This window comes from Nocardia sp. JCM 34519.1, from assembly GCF_020361265.1.
In the GTDB taxonomy this organism is placed as follows: Bacteria; Actinomycetota; Actinomycetes; order Mycobacteriales; family Mycobacteriaceae; genus Nocardia; species Nocardia arthritidis_A.
On sequence record NZ_JAIRBR010000001.1, the window covers coordinates 1,303,663 to 1,319,663 of the forward strand.

Annotated in this window: 16 protein-coding genes, 1 pseudogene and 1 riboswitch; of the genes and pseudogenes, 11 read left to right on the forward strand and 6 right to left on the reverse strand. The window is 67.1% G+C overall.

Annotation, left to right across the window (positions count from 1 at the left end; genetic code table 11):
• Nucleotides 1-48 precede the first annotated feature (48 nt).
• Both LGY53_RS06085 and LGY53_RS06090 read left to right on the forward strand, forming a co-directional pair.
• Complete coding sequence (locus tag LGY53_RS06085; protein WP_225725607.1) at nt 49-303, forward strand: type II toxin-antitoxin system Phd/YefM family antitoxin; 255 nt, start codon at nt 49-51, stop codon at nt 301-303.
• Complete coding sequence (locus LGY53_RS06090) at nt 300-740, forward strand: type II toxin-antitoxin system VapC family toxin (RefSeq protein WP_225725608.1); 441 nt, start codon at nt 300-302, stop codon at nt 738-740. Before LGY53_RS06085 ends, LGY53_RS06090 begins: the two co-directional genes overlap by 4 nt.
• A 108-nt stretch (nt 741-848) precedes the next feature.
• On the opposite strand, the gene LGY53_RS06095 is transcribed toward LGY53_RS06090, so the two are convergent.
• The 3 genes and pseudogenes from LGY53_RS06095 to LGY53_RS06105 all read right to left on the reverse strand — a co-directional run.
• Nucleotides 849-1,034 carry a hypothetical protein gene (locus LGY53_RS06095; RefSeq protein WP_225725609.1) on the reverse strand — a complete coding sequence of 62 codons (186 nt, stop codon included), beginning with the start codon at nt 1,032-1,034 and terminating at the stop codon, nt 849-851.
• 221 nt (nt 1,035-1,255) lie between these two features.
• Nucleotides 1,256-1,426: riboswitch (M-box (ykoK) riboswitch) on the reverse strand.
• 74 nt (nt 1,427-1,500) lie between these two features.
• Entirely contained in the window at nt 1,501-3,393 is a 1,893-nt protein-coding gene (locus LGY53_RS06100) for a serine/threonine-protein kinase (protein WP_225725610.1), read from the reverse strand.
• 109 nt (nt 3,394-3,502) lie between these two features.
• Nucleotides 3,503-4,000, reverse strand: a pseudogene (locus LGY53_RS06105) (DJ-1/PfpI family protein); the annotation flags it as partial.
• A 151-nt stretch (nt 4,001-4,151) separates the two neighbouring features.
• Between LGY53_RS06105 and LGY53_RS06110 the strand changes: the two are divergent.
• From LGY53_RS06110 to LGY53_RS06120, 3 genes are all read left to right on the forward strand, one after another.
• The gene (locus LGY53_RS06110; RefSeq protein WP_225725611.1) at nt 4,152-5,441 is read left to right on the forward strand and encodes a TetR/AcrR family transcriptional regulator; all 1,290 of its coding nucleotides are present in this window, start codon (nt 4,152-4,154) and stop codon (nt 5,439-5,441) included.
• 145 nt (nt 5,442-5,586) lie between these two features.
• Nucleotides 5,587-6,831 carry a TetR/AcrR family transcriptional regulator gene (locus LGY53_RS06115; protein ID WP_225725612.1) on the forward strand — a complete coding sequence of 415 codons (1,245 nt, stop codon included), beginning with the start codon at nt 5,587-5,589 and terminating at the stop codon, nt 6,829-6,831.
• 100 nt (nt 6,832-6,931) lie between these two features.
• On the forward strand, nt 6,932-7,372 hold the full coding sequence (locus LGY53_RS06120; RefSeq protein ID WP_225725613.1) for an SRPBCC family protein: 441 nt from the start codon (nt 6,932-6,934) through the stop codon (nt 7,370-7,372).
• Here LGY53_RS06120 and LGY53_RS06125 read toward each other — a convergent pair whose 3' ends face one another.
• Complete coding sequence (locus tag LGY53_RS06125) at nt 7,373-8,521, reverse strand: serine hydrolase (RefSeq protein WP_225725614.1); 1,149 nt, start codon at nt 8,519-8,521, stop codon at nt 7,373-7,375. It abuts the gene before it with no gap.
• Nucleotides 8,522-8,694: 173 nt separating this feature from the next.
• On the opposite strand from LGY53_RS06125, the gene LGY53_RS06130 reads away from it, so the two are divergent.
• From LGY53_RS06130 to LGY53_RS06150, 5 genes are all read left to right on the forward strand, one after another.
• Nucleotides 8,695-9,111, forward strand: coding sequence for a subtilase-type protease inhibitor (locus tag LGY53_RS06130; RefSeq protein WP_225725615.1), 417 nt, complete (start codon nt 8,695-8,697; stop codon nt 9,109-9,111).
• 48 nt (nt 9,112-9,159) lie between these two features.
• Nucleotides 9,160-9,969: a carboxymuconolactone decarboxylase family protein gene (locus tag LGY53_RS06135; protein ID WP_225725616.1), complete on the forward strand. Its 810-nt coding sequence runs from the start codon at nt 9,160-9,162 to the stop codon at nt 9,967-9,969.
• Between the two features lie 81 nt (nt 9,970-10,050).
• On the forward strand, nt 10,051-10,707 hold the full coding sequence (locus tag LGY53_RS06140) for a hypothetical protein (protein ID WP_225725617.1): 657 nt from the start codon (nt 10,051-10,053) through the stop codon (nt 10,705-10,707).
• Nucleotides 10,708-10,873: 166 nt separating this feature from the next.
• Nucleotides 10,874-11,569: a type 1 glutamine amidotransferase domain-containing protein gene (locus LGY53_RS06145; protein WP_225725618.1), complete on the forward strand. Its 696-nt coding sequence runs from the start codon at nt 10,874-10,876 to the stop codon at nt 11,567-11,569.
• Nucleotides 11,570-11,664: 95 nt separating this feature from the next.
• Nucleotides 11,665-12,537: an aldo/keto reductase gene (locus tag LGY53_RS06150; protein ID WP_225725619.1), complete on the forward strand. Its 873-nt coding sequence runs from the start codon at nt 11,665-11,667 to the stop codon at nt 12,535-12,537.
• Between the two features lie 4 nt (nt 12,538-12,541).
• Here the strand turns inward: LGY53_RS06150 and LGY53_RS06155 are convergent, their stop codons facing one another.
• Nucleotides 12,542-12,730 (reverse strand): hypothetical protein, encoded by a 189-nt coding sequence (locus LGY53_RS06155; RefSeq protein ID WP_225725620.1) that lies wholly within the window; start codon nt 12,728-12,730, stop codon nt 12,542-12,544.
• A 262-nt stretch (nt 12,731-12,992) separates the two neighbouring features.
• On the opposite strand from LGY53_RS06155, the gene LGY53_RS06160 reads away from it, so the two are divergent.
• Nucleotides 12,993-14,321, forward strand: coding sequence for a DNA-binding transcriptional regulator (locus LGY53_RS06160; RefSeq protein ID WP_225725621.1), 1,329 nt, complete (start codon nt 12,993-12,995; stop codon nt 14,319-14,321).
• A 233-nt stretch (nt 14,322-14,554) separates the two neighbouring features.
• On the opposite strand, the gene mftG is transcribed toward LGY53_RS06160, so the two are convergent.
• The gene (gene mftG / locus LGY53_RS06165) at nt 14,555-16,000 is read right to left on the reverse strand and encodes a mycofactocin system GMC family oxidoreductase MftG (protein WP_225725622.1); all 1,446 of its coding nucleotides are present in this window, start codon (nt 15,998-16,000) and stop codon (nt 14,555-14,557) included.
• Between the last annotated feature and the right edge of the window lies 1 nt (nt 16,001).

Consider the following 16,001-nt stretch of genomic DNA (forward strand, 5'->3'; position numbering starts at 1 on the left):
GTTGTGGCTATAATTACCGCCATAAATATGGCCACCTAGGAGGCGTCAGTGGAGATCGGAATACGAGAACTGCGTGACGGCCTCAGCCGCCACCTCGCCGAAGTACGTGCCGGACACACGGTCACTGTCACCGATCACGGCCGTCCGATCGCCAGAATCGTTCCCGTGGAGCGGCTCACGACCCTGGAGCAGCTGCGCGCGGAGGGCCGAATCCAACCGGCACGCAAACCGAAACAGCCCGCGCCGCAGCCGATTCGCGGCAAAGGCATCGTCACAGACCTCATCGACGAGCAGCGTCGATGATCGGATACCTCGATACATCGGCTTTCGTCCCACTGCTGATCGACGAACCGAGCAGTCCCGCATGTCGACGCTTCTGGGACGACGCGGACACTGTCGCGTCGAGTCGGCTGCTCTACGTCGAAACCTCGGCCGCGCTGGCCCAGGCACACCGAATGGCGCGCCTGGGAAGCACCGAATTCGCCGCAGCCACAATGCTGCTCGATCAGCTATGGCCACAGATCGAGGTAGCCGAAGTCGATGAGGCACTGATGCGTCATGCGGCGCATCTCACCGACCGTCTCGCGCTGCGCGGATACGACGTGGTCCACTGCGCGTCGGCCGCGCAACTGGAGGACGCCGACCTCGTGGCGGGCTCCGGCGACAAACGGCTACTCGAAGCCTGGCGGGCGTTGGGTTTGGCGACATTCGATACGAATGCGCCCGAGGACATCCTGTGACCTACTACTGATCGGCAGATCCTCTCGCCGACGGACCACCGCGGCCTCGTTCGCTCGGCCACTGCTGGACGCACAGTGAATTCTGGTGTGGTGCGGGTGGATTCGCGGTCAGCGGTAGTAGGGGTGGCCGCCGATGGATGCGGTGAATACGGCCGCGTATTCGGCGCGGCATTTGGCCAGGTTGCGGCGCTCCTCGGGGGTGAGGCGGTAGCGCGTCCAGGCGCGGCGGGCCGATTCGCCCAGGGCGGTCAGGAGTGCGCGGTCGCGCAGGCGCGGGAAGGTTACTGTGGTCATGATCTGCTCCTTTGCGGAAAAGCAGTCACCACAACCGATTACCGGCACGCTCCGGTGCGGCGGTGGTGGATTGGACAGGATGTGGGTAGCCGCCTACTCGGGTACGGGTCTTCGCCGTAATCCATGTCCCATCACCTCCTTGCCGCCGAGACGCACGCGTCGCCGATTCGTCCGCGCCAGAACCACGCACGGCAGGAGTACCGCCACCGAAAACGGTAGGGCGGGCACCCCTCTCGTCTGAGCTTCGGCACTGTACGACGTATCCCATTGCGGGGAAGCCACTTTGGATCGCGCCTTAATCCGGGACGATCTGTCCTAGCCCTGGGCGTCTCTCGACGTCGTGGGACCAGTGGCCTTTGTTCGTACAGGAGCCTCGCCTAGCGAGGTGCTGACCAAACCATCGTCGACCCACCGCTGAGCTGCGTCAAGTCGGATCGACGTAAAGATGTCGAGTGAACGGATCCGCTCAGGCGCGACCGACCCAGCGACGCACGGGGCGCGACGCCACGCCGAACAGGATCACCGTCGCGGCGGCGAACAGCATGCCGTTCGCCGCGACAACGCTGGTGTGCCAGCCGCCGTTCAGGACGAAGCGGTAGCACAGGATCGTCGCGGCCGTACTCAATTGCGTTATCAGACAACCAGTTACGAGCATTCTCCGGGACGACCGCCACCGCACGAACAGCAGCAGCGCGCCGAGTGTCAGCAGGAACGCGCTCGGAATGGCCGTCAGATAATTCAGCAGCACGAACTGCCCCCACTCGGACCGCGCCAGCATGTGCTGCACACTGCTGCGAATGGTGTCGAGGTGACCGTAGGCGCGCCAGGCCTGAACCCCACCTGCCAGCAGGGCCATCAGGCCGACGGGCAATGCGACCACGGCTCCGGACGAACGCCGCGCGTCCCCCTGTCGCGCCGCACCACCCGCGGACGGGCCTTGTTCCGACCCGCGCGCGGCGGCAACGGCATCCTGCGCCCGGGTGGCGGGCGGAACAGCTTGCCCTCGCGCGGCGCCCTGGCCGGTCTCGTGCGCCGCAATCGAACCGTGGCCTCGCCCCGCACTCTGATTCACGGCCGGAGCAGAACCTTGACCATGCGCCGCGGCCGGAACGGAACCGTGACTGCGCGCGACGCCCGGTGCCGGACCTTGTGCCGCAACGGAAGCCGCGTTCTGCCGATGCGCACCCACCTGCCCGGCAGCGGCACCCGGACCCTGTCCACGCGCGGCACCCTGCGCGGCTGCCGGTCCCGCAGCGGCGGGAGTGGCACCACGACCGGCCCGACCATCGGCCGGTGCGGGCCCCTGCCCACGAACGATACCCTGCGCGGCCGGAACCGGTCCTTGCGCTCCGGGCAGCGGTCCACGCCCGACCCCAGCACCTTGTGCCGCGCCGGTATTCGGCGCTCGAACCGCGCCGGGAACCGAATCGCGGGTCCGATCATCGGCCCCGAGCCAACCAGCCCCCGGCCGCCGCACGGGAATCCCTTGCGCCGGAACCTGATCGACACGTATCCCGGCATGCCGCCCACCGGGTTCCACTCGCATGCGCAATACGGAAGCCGCGGCAGCCGCGAATTCCCCACAGCTGGCGAACCTTTCGGCGGGCCGCTTGCTCATCGCCCGCGCGATGACGGCGTGCAGCCGCGGCGGCACATCGGCCCGGGTGAGCGGCGGCACCTGCTGGCTCAGGTGCCCGGCCACGATCTGGCCGGGATTCGTTGCGGAAAAAGGTGTTTCACCCGCCAGCAGCGCGTAGAGCGTGCAGCCGAGCGAGTACTGGTCGCTGCGGTGGTCCAGTTCGGCGCCGGTCAACTGTTCCGGCGAAGCATAGGCGAGCGTCGCCGAAAACGTGCCGGTGGCAGTCAATTTCGTATTCGTATCGAGCATCCGCGCGATGCCGAAATCGGTGAGCACCGCGCGTTCGGCCCGCCCGGCGTCGGGCGTCGAGAGCAGGATGTTGCCCGGTTTGATATCGCGGTGCAGCACGCCGCGGCTGTGCGCGTAGTCCAGGGCCGCCGCGGTTTCGCCGACGATCCGCACGGCCCGTTCGACGGTCACCGTTCGCGGATTCAGCTTGGCCGCGTCGACGCCCTCGATGTACTGCATGGCGATCCACAGGCGATCGTCCTCGACGCCGCGGTCGTGGATGCCGACGATGCCGGGGTGATCCAGCCGGGCGACGACATTCGCCTCCCGCTCGAACCGCGCCCTGATCTCCGGATCGGCGGATACGTCCCGGTTCAGCAGTTTCAGTGCCACCATCCGCGGCAGACGCGGATGGCGCGCGAGGTAGACGGTGCCCATACCGCCCTGCCCGAGTACGTCCTCGATCACGTACCCGGCAAATGTCTCACCCACCCCTACTTCCACGCGATACCTTCCAGACGGCCGACCCATCGGCAGCATAGCGAGCATTGCGGGCCCGCGCCCCGGTGCAGCTCACCGCCGGTGCGCACCCTCGGCCGAGTCAGCGCCGCATCCGCCGAATACCGCTGCGCCACAGCGTTTTCTGCGCACCGGTCAGCGAGGAGACAAACGTCTCGCCGACCCGAATTTCCGGGGCCGAGCGCACCATATCGGCGAGCGCCTTGCGTTTCACCGCGCCGCTGGCCTTGCTCACATGTCCGGCGTCGAACGGCGGGCGCGGATCGTATTCGATATCGAGCTGGATCGCCTCGGCCGCTTCCCGCCCGAACATCTCCCCTACCAGCCACAACGCCGGATCGATACCCGCCGAGACGCCCGCGGCGGCGACGATCGTCCCGGTCCACACCACCCGTTCTTCGCGCCGCGGCTCGGCACCGAGCAACCCGAGTGCCTGCTGCGCCGACCAGTGCGTCGTCGCGGGCTCGCCGTCGAGCAGACCCGCGCCCGCGAACACGAGTGCGCCGGTGCAGACCGAGGTGGTCCAGGTGCTGGTCCGATGCGCCGCGGTCAGCCAGGCGAGCAGTTCGTCGTCGGCCGACGCTGCGGTGGCCGCGGCCCCTCGCTCATGGACCCACCCCTATCCTCCGATTGATCGGACACAATGCGACGCCATCCGAAATGCATGTTGTCCGGAACACACCACTACCTGGGGAAATCCCCGGCGGCAGCGGCTAGTTACGATGTCCGGCATGAGTGTCGAGAATCGCCGTACGGCGCGAAAGGCCGTCGCCCGGGGCCCGCAGCCCGCCGAGGCCGCGGGCCGGGCGAACGCCACCGACTCGGCACCCCGGGAGGTCCGGCGCAGGCCCAAGAACCGGCGCGCCCAGATCGCCGCCGCATCGGCCGCCGCCTTCGGCGCGCTCGGCTATCACGGCGTCAGCATGGAGGACATCGCCTCCGGCCTCGGTATCAGCTCGGCCGCGCTGTATCGGCATTTCCCCAGCAAGTACGCGCTGTTCCGCGAGGAGCTGATGCGGGTCGGCCTGGCGATGACCGAATCGGTGCGGCTGCCCGTCGCGGCCGCCGGCCGGTCCGCCGAGCAGCGGCTGCGCCAGATACTCGACGCGTTGATCGCGGTGACGATCGAGAACCGCCCGACGGTCACGCTGGTGCGCTGGGAGGGTCGCTACCTCGAACCGGAGGATCAGACCCTGCTCGCCGAACAGCAGCAGACGGTACTCGGCGCGCTCGGCGAGCAATTGCACGAGCTGCGGCCCGAACTCACCGAGAACGATATCCGGCTGCTGCGCGCCGCCATGCTGAGCGCGATCACCAGCATCGCCGACCATCACGCCACCATGCCCGCGAAATCCCTTGCGCGCCTGCTCGCTTCGGCCTCCTGGTCGATCGCGCAGGCCCAATTGCCGCCGGAGCAGCCGACATCCGCGGCGCCGACGGCGATCGAGATCCCGGATTCGTTCAAACACGAACTGCTGCTGCACAAGGCCGTCGAACTGTTCCACGACCACGGCTACCCGAATGTGAGCGTCGAGGATATCGCCACGGCCGCAGGACTTTCCGCGGCCTCCGCGGTATATCGCTTCTATCGCGGTAAGAGTGATCTGCTGGCTGCCGCGTTTCGCCGTGCGGCGGAACGGGTTTCGAGTGCGATCGGACCCGCGGTCGCGGCGAACACCAGCTGCGAGGCCGCGCTCGATTCGCTGATCGGGCAGTATGTGGCGGGCTCGTTCACCGAACGCGCGCTCACCTTCGTGTATTACACGGAGTTCCAACATGTTCCGCCGGAGGAGCGGACGGTGCTGCGCAATATCCAGCGGCTCAGCGTCGAGGAGTGGGCGCGGCTGCTGCGCGAGGTGCGGCCCGAACTCTCGGCCGCGGAGGCGCGATTCCTCATCCACGCCGGCTTCGCATTGGTCGTCGATCTCGGCCGCGCCTTCGGCAACGATCCGCTCGCCGCCCAGGACCGGGTGCGGCTGCTGATGCAGCTGGAGCTGTTCGGCCGCCCGGCACAGGTCTGAATATGTTATCGGCAATTCTGCCGAGTCTGGCCTAATAATCGAACGTAGCTCCCGTCGTGGTGGTTGGTTTGTGACGAAGGATTCACTTCGGGTCCAGCGATGCAAGCCCGCTTTACCGAACGTCCGATTGGGCTAACATCGCGGCATGACCGCCGACGACCGAGATCCGGGAGCGGGTCCGCCGCATGGACCGAAACCGGAGGGGCCCAAGACAATTCGGCGACGGCCGCGCGACCGGCGGGCCCAGATCGCGGCCGCGGCGGCGGAAGCCTTCGGCGCCCTGGGCTATCACGGTGTGAGCATGGACGATATCGCCGCCCGGCTCGATATCAGCTCCACCGCGCTCTACCGGCACTATCCGAGCAAGTACGCGATCTTCCGGGAGGAGGCGCTGCGGCTCGGCGACCAGATCGCGCGCGCCGCAGAGCTTCCCGACGAAGCAGCGGCCTGGACCGCCGCCGAACGGCTCGAGCACGTCATCGACGCGCTCATCGCCGCCGCTATCGCCAGCCGCCGCAGTGCGGCGTTATTACGTTGGCAGAGCAGGTATTTGGCCGAGGACGACCGGCTCACCCTACAACGGCAGCTCGCCACCACCGTCGCGGCGATCCGGGAATTGCTCGGCCAGACCAGGGCGGGTCTGCCCGGTCCGGAGCGCGCGGTGCTCGCGACGGCCGCGATGAGCGTGCTCGGCAGCATCTCCGATCATCACGTCGGCATCCCGGTGCGCGCGCTGAGCGGTCTGCTGCACGACGCCTGCCTCGCGGTCACCCGGTGCGAGCTGCCGCCACCCGATGATGAACCGGAATCGCCTGTGGCAAGCGCGATTCCGAGCACATTCAAACATGAGCTGGTGTTGAAGTGCGCGATCGAACTGTTCCACGAGCGGGGCTATCCGAACGTCAGCGTCGAGGATATCGCGCAGGCGGCCGGGCTGCCCGCCTCCTCGGCCGTCTATCGGTTCTACCGCGGCAAGGGGGATATCCTCACCGCCGCGTTTCGCCGTGCGGCGGACCAGGTTTCGGGTGCGATCGCGCCCACCATCGCCACCTCGGACGGGCCCGAGCAGGCGCTCACCCGACTGATCGACCTCTATGTGGCGGGTTCGTTCGCCGAACGCAAACTCACCTTCGTCTACTACGCGGAGATCAGCAACGTACCCGCCGACGACCGCACGGTACTGCGAAATATCCAGCGGCTCAACGTCGAAGAGTGGGCCAAACTGGTCGCCGCGGTACGGCCCGAGTTGTCGGCGGCCGAGGCCCGGGTGCTGGTACACGCGGCGCTGGCGCTGGTCGTCGACCTCGGCCAGTGGTTCGGCCCGGACAATCCGCTCGCATCCAGGGCGCGGGTGACGCACCTGATGCGGGTCATCCTGCTCGGTTATTGAAAACGCGTTTCCCGCGGGGCCATACCGAAGTTCAGGCCCCCGCAGCCGATATGCACCGTAGGATGCGCGGGCAGAAGTATCTCCTCTGAGTGGAGCCGCTATGCGCACGGTGGACATCGAGCGAACCATCGAAGCCCCCATCGCCGATGTCTTCGACTGGCTCACCGATGCCACGAATTACCCTCGCGTGCCTTTGGTTCGGCGCGTCACGCTGGTGCGGCCCGGCGATACCCATCCGCAGGGGCGAGGCGCGGTGCGCCTGGTGGTGACGCCCGTGCTGCGGTTGACCGAGGAGATCGTCGAATACCATCCGCCGACGCTCATGTGCTACCGAATCCTGCAGTCCATACCGACGCTGCGACATGAACAGGGGCGCATGGAATTCCGGGAGACCGCGAACGGCACCAGGGTGCGCTGGCTCAGCCGATTCGAACTCGAATCGGCATGGTCCGGTTTGTTCACCGCGGCACTTTCGCCGGGCATCGCGCTCAGCTTCCACCTGTTGCTGCGCACCGCCGCGCGAGACCTGCAAGTCAGCTGATCAGGAGCACAGCGCGTGGCCGAGTAGGGACATCACGTCCGGCTGCGGGAACGAATCCGAGTTGAAGGAGTAGGTCACCGCCCGACCGTCCGGTGTGGCCCCCGATAGCGCGGTGAAGCCGTAGATCCCGCCCGTATGACCGACATACTTTGCGCCGCAAGGCAATTGCACAATGCCCACACCGAGTCCGTACAGCTGTCCGGTACCCGACCCGGTCGGTACGCCATCCAGCATCTCCTGCAACTGCTCCAGCGACACCACCTGACCCGCCACCAACGCCGAGTAGAACCGATTCAGATCGGCGCCGGTGGTGACCAGCGCGCCCGCGCTCCACGGCACCGACGGCTCGATCCGCGACACGTCGACCTGCTTTCCGTCCTGTGTGTCATAGCCTTTCGGATGCGGCGCACGGATATCGCGTTCACCCGCGGGCGGCAGATAGGTGTCGCGCAGCCCGAGCGGCCGCAGGATGCGCCGGTCGAGTTCGTCGGCATACTTTGCACCCGTGACCTTTTCGATCAACATGCCCGCGACGATGTAGTTGGTGTTGCTGTACTTGTACTGGCTACCCGGTGGGAAAACCGCTGGATGCCGCAGCGCGATCGCGATCTCCTCCTCCGGCGTCTTCGTCCGGCCCGCCAGCGCGTCCTGGTACTCGTCCACCTCATGACCGTCGGTGATATTCGGAATGCCGCTCTGGTGCCGCAGAATCTGGCGCACCGTGATCGCGCGCCCGTCGATACCGTCGCCGTGCAACAGCCCGGGCAGGTAGGTCTCGATCGGCTCGTCCAGCCGAATCTTCCCCTCCGCCACCAGCTGTAGTACGACTGCGCTGGTGAACGACTTGGTGATGCTGCCGACCCGCACATGCTGCGGCGGATCGACCGGGATCGGCGTCCGCGCCTCGAGATCGCCGAACCCACTGGTGAGTACGGTGTCCCGACCGTGGTCGCTCAGCGTGACGATCGCACCCGCCGCCCCGGACTTCACCGCCGCGTCGATATCGCTCTGCACCTGGGAGATATTCTGCGGCTTGGCTATGGGGGGTTCAGACGGGAAGGTCGGTGCCGCGGGCGCACCCGAGTCGCTCGAACATCCGGCGATGAGTGCGGCGGCGGACAGAGCACCGGCGATCGGCAAGAGGCGCATGCATCGACGCTAAGCGCCGAGCCGTGCGAGCACATCAGGGTCATCCCCTGAACTTCCCCTGATTCGCGCGATTAGAGCCCTGTTCAGGACGAATTAGAGAACTCTTAAGGCCGGGTGCGCCGGCGAAATATCGCACTACGATCGGTCGATCCACCCGCAACGAGGAGAGACCCATGTCCCTGGTTATTCGAGTGACGAGCGCGGCCGTCGGGGCGCTGGCCGCGCTGGCGCCCGCCGCGGTTCCGGCGCACGCCCAATCCGCCATCAACGGACCATCTGCCGTCACTTTGACTGTGGGCGAAGGAGATTCGCTCGCCACTGCGGCAAACCAGCGCACCGCCTGGCTGGTCTGCGCGCCGCTCGTCTTCGGCAGCCATCCGAAATCCGGTCAGGCCTGCGGTGAATTGACCGAGGCCGGTGGCGATTTCGATAAATTGCGCGGGCACGGCATCCGCTTCTGCCCGTTCATCTATCAGCCGATAACCGTTTCGGCGGAAGGCATTTGGAACGGCACGCAGGTTTCCTGGCAGCACACCTATCCGAACAAGTGTGTCCGGATGAACACCGACGACTACGTCTTCGATTTCTGAAACCGCGGGCTTGCGTTGGAGTGAACTCCAACTCCTAGAGTCTGAGCCATGACCAACGCACAGCAGCCGACCAGCAACGACGACCGGTACACCCGCGGACTCGCCCTGCTCCAGCAGATCGGCGGCAAGGAACGCCCGGCGGTGCTCGACAGCCTCGCCGATATCGCCCCCGACCTGGGGCGCTTCACCGTCGAATTCGGCTACGGCGACATCCTGTCCCGTCCGGGCCTGCCGCTGCGGGAGCGTCAACTCGCCACCGTCGCCGCGCTCACCGCCCTCGGCAACGCCGCGCCGCAGCTGCGCTTCCACATCGACGGAGCGCTCAACGTCGGCTGCACCCGCACCGAAATCGTGGAGACCATCATCCACGTCGCCATCTACGCGGGCTTCCCCGCGGCATTGAACGGGCTGTTCGCGGCCCGCGAAATCTTCGCCGCCCGAACCGATCTCCCCGAGTCGCCCGATACCGCCACGACGCAGGACGGCGACCGCTTCGAACGCGGCCGCGCCCTGCTCGAAGAGGTGGACGGCCACGCCGCCGACGCGGTACTCGCCACCCTGCGCGAGATCGCCCCGGATCTGGCCCGCTATATCATCGAATTCGCCTTCGGCGATATCTACGCCCGTCCCGGACTCGACCTGCGGACAAGGGAAATCGTGACGGTCGCCGCCTGCACGGCGCTGGGAACCGTCGCGCCGCAACTGAAGGTGCACCTGCACGGCCTGCTGAACGTCGGTGGCACGCGCACCGAGGCGGTGGAGGTGATCAGCCAGATGGCCGGTTACGCGGGATTCCCGGCCGCGCTCAACGCGATCGCCGTCGCCAAGGAGGTATTCGCCGAGCGCACGGGGAGCTGATGTCATGCCGGGCAACTGCGCCTTCGGTATGGTGGCCGGACGGCCGAGGGGGCCGTCCCGGGGGAATTAAGGAGTTTTGCAGTGGTCGCGCCGCGCCAACCCGAACCGTTCGCACCAGGGCAGCAGCCCGGCTATCCGACCGGGTATCCGGCACCGGGATACGCCCCGCCCGCACGTCCGAAAGCCAGCGGGGCGGACTGGATTACGGCGCTGACGCTGCTGCTGGCGGCGATTCTGCGGGTTGTCGTGATCTTCCTGGAGCGGGGCCGCGTATACGACGACAGTGCATTCGATTACACGGCTACGGCGCTGAACTGCATCGCGGCCGTCGTCGCCGCCATCGTGCTGATGACGGGCGCGGGTGCGCGCAATCCGGCGTTCCGTGCGCTTGCCGCGAGCGGCGCGGGCGCATTCCTCTTCACCGCCATCAGCAATGTGGTCTACTTCTTCACCGGCCAGCTCTGGGACCACCTGTCCTTCCTGCACTACAGCCCGGTGGTCTGGTTCCCGATCCTCCTGCTCTCGCTCACCGCGACCATCACCGCGATCATCTCGGCCAAACCGGCGACACCCCACCCGGCGGCACCGGCCCGGCAGTGGCCGCAGCAGCAGTGGCCCGCACCGGCCCAACCCACCGGACAGCCCTACTACCCGCAGCCATATCCCCAGCAGCAACCACCGGCGATGCCGCAACAACCGCAACAGTTCCCGCCGCAACAGCCGTTCCCACCACAGTGAATCCGGGCACACAACACCGGTGACCCATCGGAATTCCGATGTCCGATATCGGCGATCCCATTGGATACCGCCGACCGATCGGCCTACCTTCGAGCACGTCGCGCGACCGACCGCGACATATCACGGCTGACACCGCCCGTTCGCGGGCCGGACTCGGGAGACCTCAATGTCGAAGATCCTTTTCGTGCTGACCGGCGTCGATCACTGGACGCTCGCCGACGGCACGCCGCACAAAACCGGTTACTGGGCCGAGGAATTCGTGGTTCCGTACACCGCGTTCAAAGCCGCGGGCCACGAGATCGCGGTGGCGACGCCGGGCGGCGTGCCACCCACCGCCGACGCCGCCAGCCTGACCGCCGACGCCGCGGGTGGGCAGGACAACGCCGACCACATCGCCGCCGTGCTGGCCGATAGCGACGAGCTGCGAAACCCCCTGCCGCTCAGCAAGATCCAACTCGAAGATTACGATTCCGTCTTCTATCCGGGCGGCCACGGACCGATGGAGGATCTGTCCGCCGACCCGGAATCCGGCCGATTGCTCACCGCCGCACTGGAATCCGGCAAGCCGCTCGCGGTGGTGTGCCACGGCCCGGCCGCGCTGCTCGCCGCGACGAAAGCCGATGGCGGCAATGCCTTTTCCGGATACCGCCTGACCGCGTTCACCAATGTCGAAGAGACACAGGCGGGTTTCGCCGACAAGGCACCTTGGCTGTTGCAGGATCGTCTCGTCGGCATCGGCGCCGACTTCCAGGCGGGCGAGCCGTGGGCGCCGCACGTCGTCGTTGACCAGAACCTGATCACCGGCCAGAACCCGGCCTCCGCCGCACCGGCGGCCACCGAATTGCTGCGCATGCTCGGCTGACGAGCCGCCGGGAACAGGGAACGCGACCGCGCTGTTGGTAGGTCCGGGGGAGCTATAGCCCAACAGCCCGATCCTCCGATTCGAAAGGATCACCTATGGCAACAACGAGTACCTCCCGCCCCGCCGATGCGTCGGGCACCTTCGCCATCGGCGGCGATCTGACCGTCAACCGACTCGGCTTCGGTGCGATGCAGCTCACCGGTCCCGGCGTCTGGGGCGATCCGAAGGATCCCGATGAGGCCGTGCGCGTCCTGCGCCGCGCGGTCGAGTTGGGTGTGAACTTCATCGATACCGCCGACTCCTATGGTCCGTTCGTCAGCGAACAACTGATCCGCAAGGCGCTGCACCCTTACCAGGACGATCTGGTCATCGCCACCAAGGGCGGGTTGAGCCGATCCGGCCCCGGCGACTGGCGTCCGCTCGGCAGGCCCGAATATCTGCGCCAGCAAACCGAATTGAGCCTGCGCCACCTCGGCGTCGACCGAATCGACCTGTATCAGCTGCACCGCATCGATCCGAAGGTGCCGCTGGCCGATCAGCTCGGCGAGCTCGTACTGCTACAGCAGGAGGGCAAGATCCGGCACATCGGCGTCTCACAGGTGAGCGTCGACCAGTTGAAGCAGGCAAGCGAGATCGCGACCATCGTCTCCGTGCAGAACTTGTACAACCTGGCCAACCGCACCGACGAAGATGTGCTGACCTACGCCGAACAGGCGAATATCGCCTTCATTCCGTGGTTCCCGATCGCCACCGGCGAACTCGCCCGCCCCGGCGGACCGCTCGACGCGATCGCGAAGGAGCACGGTTCGACACCGGCCCAGCTGGCGCTGGCCTGGCTGCTGCGCCGCTCGCCGGTAATGCTGCCGATTCCGGGCACCAGCAGCGTCGCGCATCTGCAGGAGAATCTGGAAGCCGCGCGAATCGAATTGTCCGACAAGGAATTCCAGGCACTCACCGACGCCGTGTGATGCGTCAGTGCTCGGCGGCCCGCCGATAGCAGTAGGCCGCGGCGGCCAGGTATTGCCGACACCTGGCCCCGTGGCCCGCATGCACGGTGAGTAGAAAGCGCGCCCGGTCGTAATCCAGACCGATAGGTTCCTGCGTACAGTCGCGTCCCTGTACCAACCACAATTCGCGCATATCCGTACGCAGTACATCCATCTGTTCACCTCCGGTACCTGATGTGTGCACCCGGCGCCGCGACGTCACTCCACACCGCATTCGACGCGGTTGGATCGGGCCGCGTCGAGACCGTGCAGCGGTATCGGAGAATTGACGCCCACGAAAGGGTTTCGGGCCGGTTCCCTCCGGTGCCGGGTGCCGATCAAGCGTGCGCGTTCGGCACTCGTGCATACCAGTCCCGAATGCGGATAATTGCGAGTAATTTCCGTTTGTATCGGTCCGGTACGAGGAAGCGATCCCTATGGTTGAGATCGACTGGACGGGCGAAGACGTGCTCGCACTGCGCGTGGCGATGCGGCGAAGTCGCTCCGAATTCGCCCGCCTGGTGGGAGTTACCCAGCGCACCGTGATCTTGTGGGAAAACGGCCGGACCACCCGGATGCACGCCGCAAGTCAGCGCTTGCTCGACCGGGTGTTGTCCGAGGCCGATTCAGTCGTCGTCGCGCGATTCGAGCGGGCGATCACAGCGGGCCGGGAGATGGCGCCCACCAACCCCGCCGGCGCCGCCGGCCGCCGAATCCCGGCCCTCGACAAGGAAGTCGAGGATGACGACATGCAGAGGCGAGAGTTATTGGCCTGCATCGGCGCGGGTCTGGCCGGCCAGGCGGCGGCCATGGTCGCTGGTGAACCGGAGAAAATGCTGGCGACCCTGGACGCCGGATCGATAAGCGAACGCAGGCTCGCCCTGCTGGAAGAATCGGCGGATACGCTCGGCCGCACCGTTGTTCAGGTGCCGCCGCACGAATTGCTGCAGGGCACGCTAGAGCAATTCCGTACCGTCCGTTCGATTCTCGCCGATCGCCAGGCGACGCATCAGCAGATCAGACTGGTGCGCACCGCGGGCCGGCTGGCCAATATCGTCGGCGAAATCCTGTTCAACGATGGGCATTTCGGCCGGGCCCGAATGTGGTACACCACGGCGATCCACGCGGCCCAGGACATCGGAGATCGTTTTTCCGAGGATATCGCGCTGGCCGGTCTGGCATATCTGCCCACCTACAGCGACAAGCCGAGGGAGGTGCTGCGACTGCTCGCACCCAGGCTCGGGGAAAATCCGAATCACGGTGCGGCGGCTGCCTGGTTGTGGGGCATGGCGGCCCGCGCGCACGCGAGCGTCGGCGAGTCGGCGCAATTCGAATATTGCATCGCACGATCGGCGAATGCGTTGGACGGAATTCCGAATGCGGAACTACCGGTCGGCATTTTCTCCTTCCGGCCGGAGAAACTCGCCTTCTATCGCGCGATCGGTTATTCGCGGCTCGGCCGCGCCGAGGAGACCGCACAGGCCGCGGCACAGGCGCTTTCGCTCTACGACCCGAGGGAGACCACCGAACCGGCGCTGGTGCGGTTCGAGCACGCCACCGCGCTGCTCGAATCCGGCGAGGTCGAACACGCATGCGCCGTCGCGACCGAGGCCATCACCGATGGCAACACCTACGTCGGGCTGACCGTCGGCAAACGCGCGCGGCTCTTCGACGCGGCGCTGACGCATCGGCGCGGGCCCGCGATCGCCGACTGGCGGGAGCGGGCGCGGCCGGTGCTCGCGGCGGCGACGGACCGGTCGGTGTAGCGCAACAAGGCGGCTGGTCAACGGAATTCGGCCCAGAGCCATCCAGCCCTGCGCAATTCGGTCAGCGGGATCCAGCGAAGCCCGCCGGTGCCGAACCTTCCCCGAGTCCGGCACCGGCGAAGCAACGGTGTGGGCGTACCGAGACGAATCCGGTCGCTCCACCATCCAGCGTACTTGCCGAAGCCGGGCTGTCCGGCGGTTCGGGCGCTATTTTTTCGGGCCTTCTCGCCGGGTCAGCAACGGATCAGCCATTCGGCCGCGCGCTCGGCGAGCAGCACAACGGTGGCCTGCGGACCCCGGCTCAGCGGCACCGGCACCACCGACAGATCCACCACAGACAGACCGTCCAGCCCGTACACTCCGCACCGCGAATCGACGACCGCGCGCTCGTCGTCGGCCGGGCCCATCGGACAGGTTCCCGAAAGATGTTGCGAGGTACCGAGATTCGCCAGCAACCAGGCAGCCCACGCCGCACCGTCGCCGGACGGCGCCCGCGCGGTCACCCGTTCCGCGGGCAACTTGCGCAATAGCTCGTCGGCCACCGCGACACCGGCGCGCAGCCGCTCCCGATCTTCGATTGCGGTGAGGTAGCGGTACTCGATCAGCGGTGGCTCCGCCGGGTCGGCCGAGCGCAGCCGCAGCGCCCCGACGGACCGCGGCCGCATCAGCGCGACGCCGAGCATGCGCACCCCCGGCCGGAATGTCACGGTGTACGGCCGGATCTCGAGATCGTCGAGGGCGAGCACATATTCCACCGCGACACCGCCGCGCCCGGTATGCGTTGTGTCGCGCCGATATTCGATGCCGATCTCCGGGTGGTCGCTGAACCGCTCGCCCACGGGCAGCGCCTGGACAACCGTAATGCCCAGCGCCCGTAGCCGTTCCGGATCACCGATCCCGGACCGCAGCAGCAGCGCGGCCGATTCGATCGCACCCGCGCAGACCACGATCCGGCCCGCCGCGATCGTGCCCGTCTCGCCGCCGCGCCGATAATCGACGCCGACCGCGCGATCGCGGCGAAATCTGATGCGCGTCACCAGGGTTTTGTCCTGCACCACGAGGTTCGGTCGCCCGAGCGCGGGTCGTAGATAGGACGACCCGGTATCCATCCGCAGACCGTCATCGATGCCGCACGGCACCGGCGCCAGCCCGATGGCGGGCGCTGCCACCGCATTCAAATCCGGAATGAGCGGAAAACCCACCGCCGCAGCGGCTTCGGCGAACTCCCTGGTGATCGGGGCCGGATCCGCGATGCGGCGCACCGGAATCGGGCCGTCGGCGCCGTGCTCGGGAGCGTCGCCGTAGTCCAGATCCCGTTCCAGCCGCCGATATCCGGGAAGCACCGCATCGAATGCCCACGTCGGGCCGATGCCCGCCGACCAGGCCGCGAAATCCGCCGCGGTCGCCCGCGCGAAATAGCCGCCGTTGATCGCGCCGGAACCGCCGAGTACCTTGCCGCGCACGATATTTCCGGGCACGCCCGCGGCCAGCGTCACCGGATAGCGCCACAGCCAGTCCGCCTCGGGTCCGATCGGCAGCCGGGTGGCATCGCGCAGCTCGACCGATACCGCACCGCTGCCCGCCTCCAACAGCAATACGCGGTGCCCGGGATCCGCACTCAACCGCGCGGCGAGCACACAGCCCGCGGTACCGCCCCCGATGACGAGCGTGTCGACCATC

Bases quoted from the DNA above. Each gene is read 5' to 3' on its own strand.
- LGY53_RS06125 (WP_225725614.1), bottom strand. From the start codon at position 8,521: ATGCGCCTCTTGCCGATCGCCGGTGCTCTGTCCGCCGCCGCACTCATC.
- LGY53_RS06110 (WP_225725611.1), top strand. From the start codon at position 4,152: ATGAGTGTCGAGAATCGCCGTACGGCGCGAAAGGCCGTCGCCCGGGGC.
- LGY53_RS06150 (WP_225725619.1), top strand. From the start codon at position 11,665: ATGGCAACAACGAGTACCTCCCGCCCCGCCGATGCGTCGGGCACCTTC.
- LGY53_RS06095 (WP_225725609.1), bottom strand. From the start codon at position 1,034: ATGACCACAGTAACCTTCCCGCGCCTGCGCGACCGCGCACTCCTGACC.
- mftG (WP_225725622.1), bottom strand. From the start codon at position 16,000: ATGGTCGACACGCTCGTCATCGGGGGCGGTACCGCGGGCTGTGTGCTC.
- LGY53_RS06130 (WP_225725615.1), top strand. From the start codon at position 8,695: ATGTCCCTGGTTATTCGAGTGACGAGCGCGGCCGTCGGGGCGCTGGCC.
- LGY53_RS06115 (WP_225725612.1), top strand. From the start codon at position 5,587: ATGACCGCCGACGACCGAGATCCGGGAGCGGGTCCGCCGCATGGACCG.
- LGY53_RS06135 (WP_225725616.1), top strand. From the start codon at position 9,160: ATGACCAACGCACAGCAGCCGACCAGCAACGACGACCGGTACACCCGC.
- LGY53_RS06145 (WP_225725618.1), top strand. From the start codon at position 10,874: ATGTCGAAGATCCTTTTCGTGCTGACCGGCGTCGATCACTGGACGCTC.
- LGY53_RS06120 (WP_225725613.1), top strand. From the start codon at position 6,932: ATGCGCACGGTGGACATCGAGCGAACCATCGAAGCCCCCATCGCCGAT.
- LGY53_RS06090 (WP_225725608.1), top strand. From the start codon at position 300: ATGATCGGATACCTCGATACATCGGCTTTCGTCCCACTGCTGATCGAC.
- LGY53_RS06160 (WP_225725621.1), top strand. From the start codon at position 12,993: ATGGTTGAGATCGACTGGACGGGCGAAGACGTGCTCGCACTGCGCGTG.
- LGY53_RS06155 (WP_225725620.1), bottom strand. From the start codon at position 12,730: ATGGATGTACTGCGTACGGATATGCGCGAATTGTGGTTGGTACAGGGA.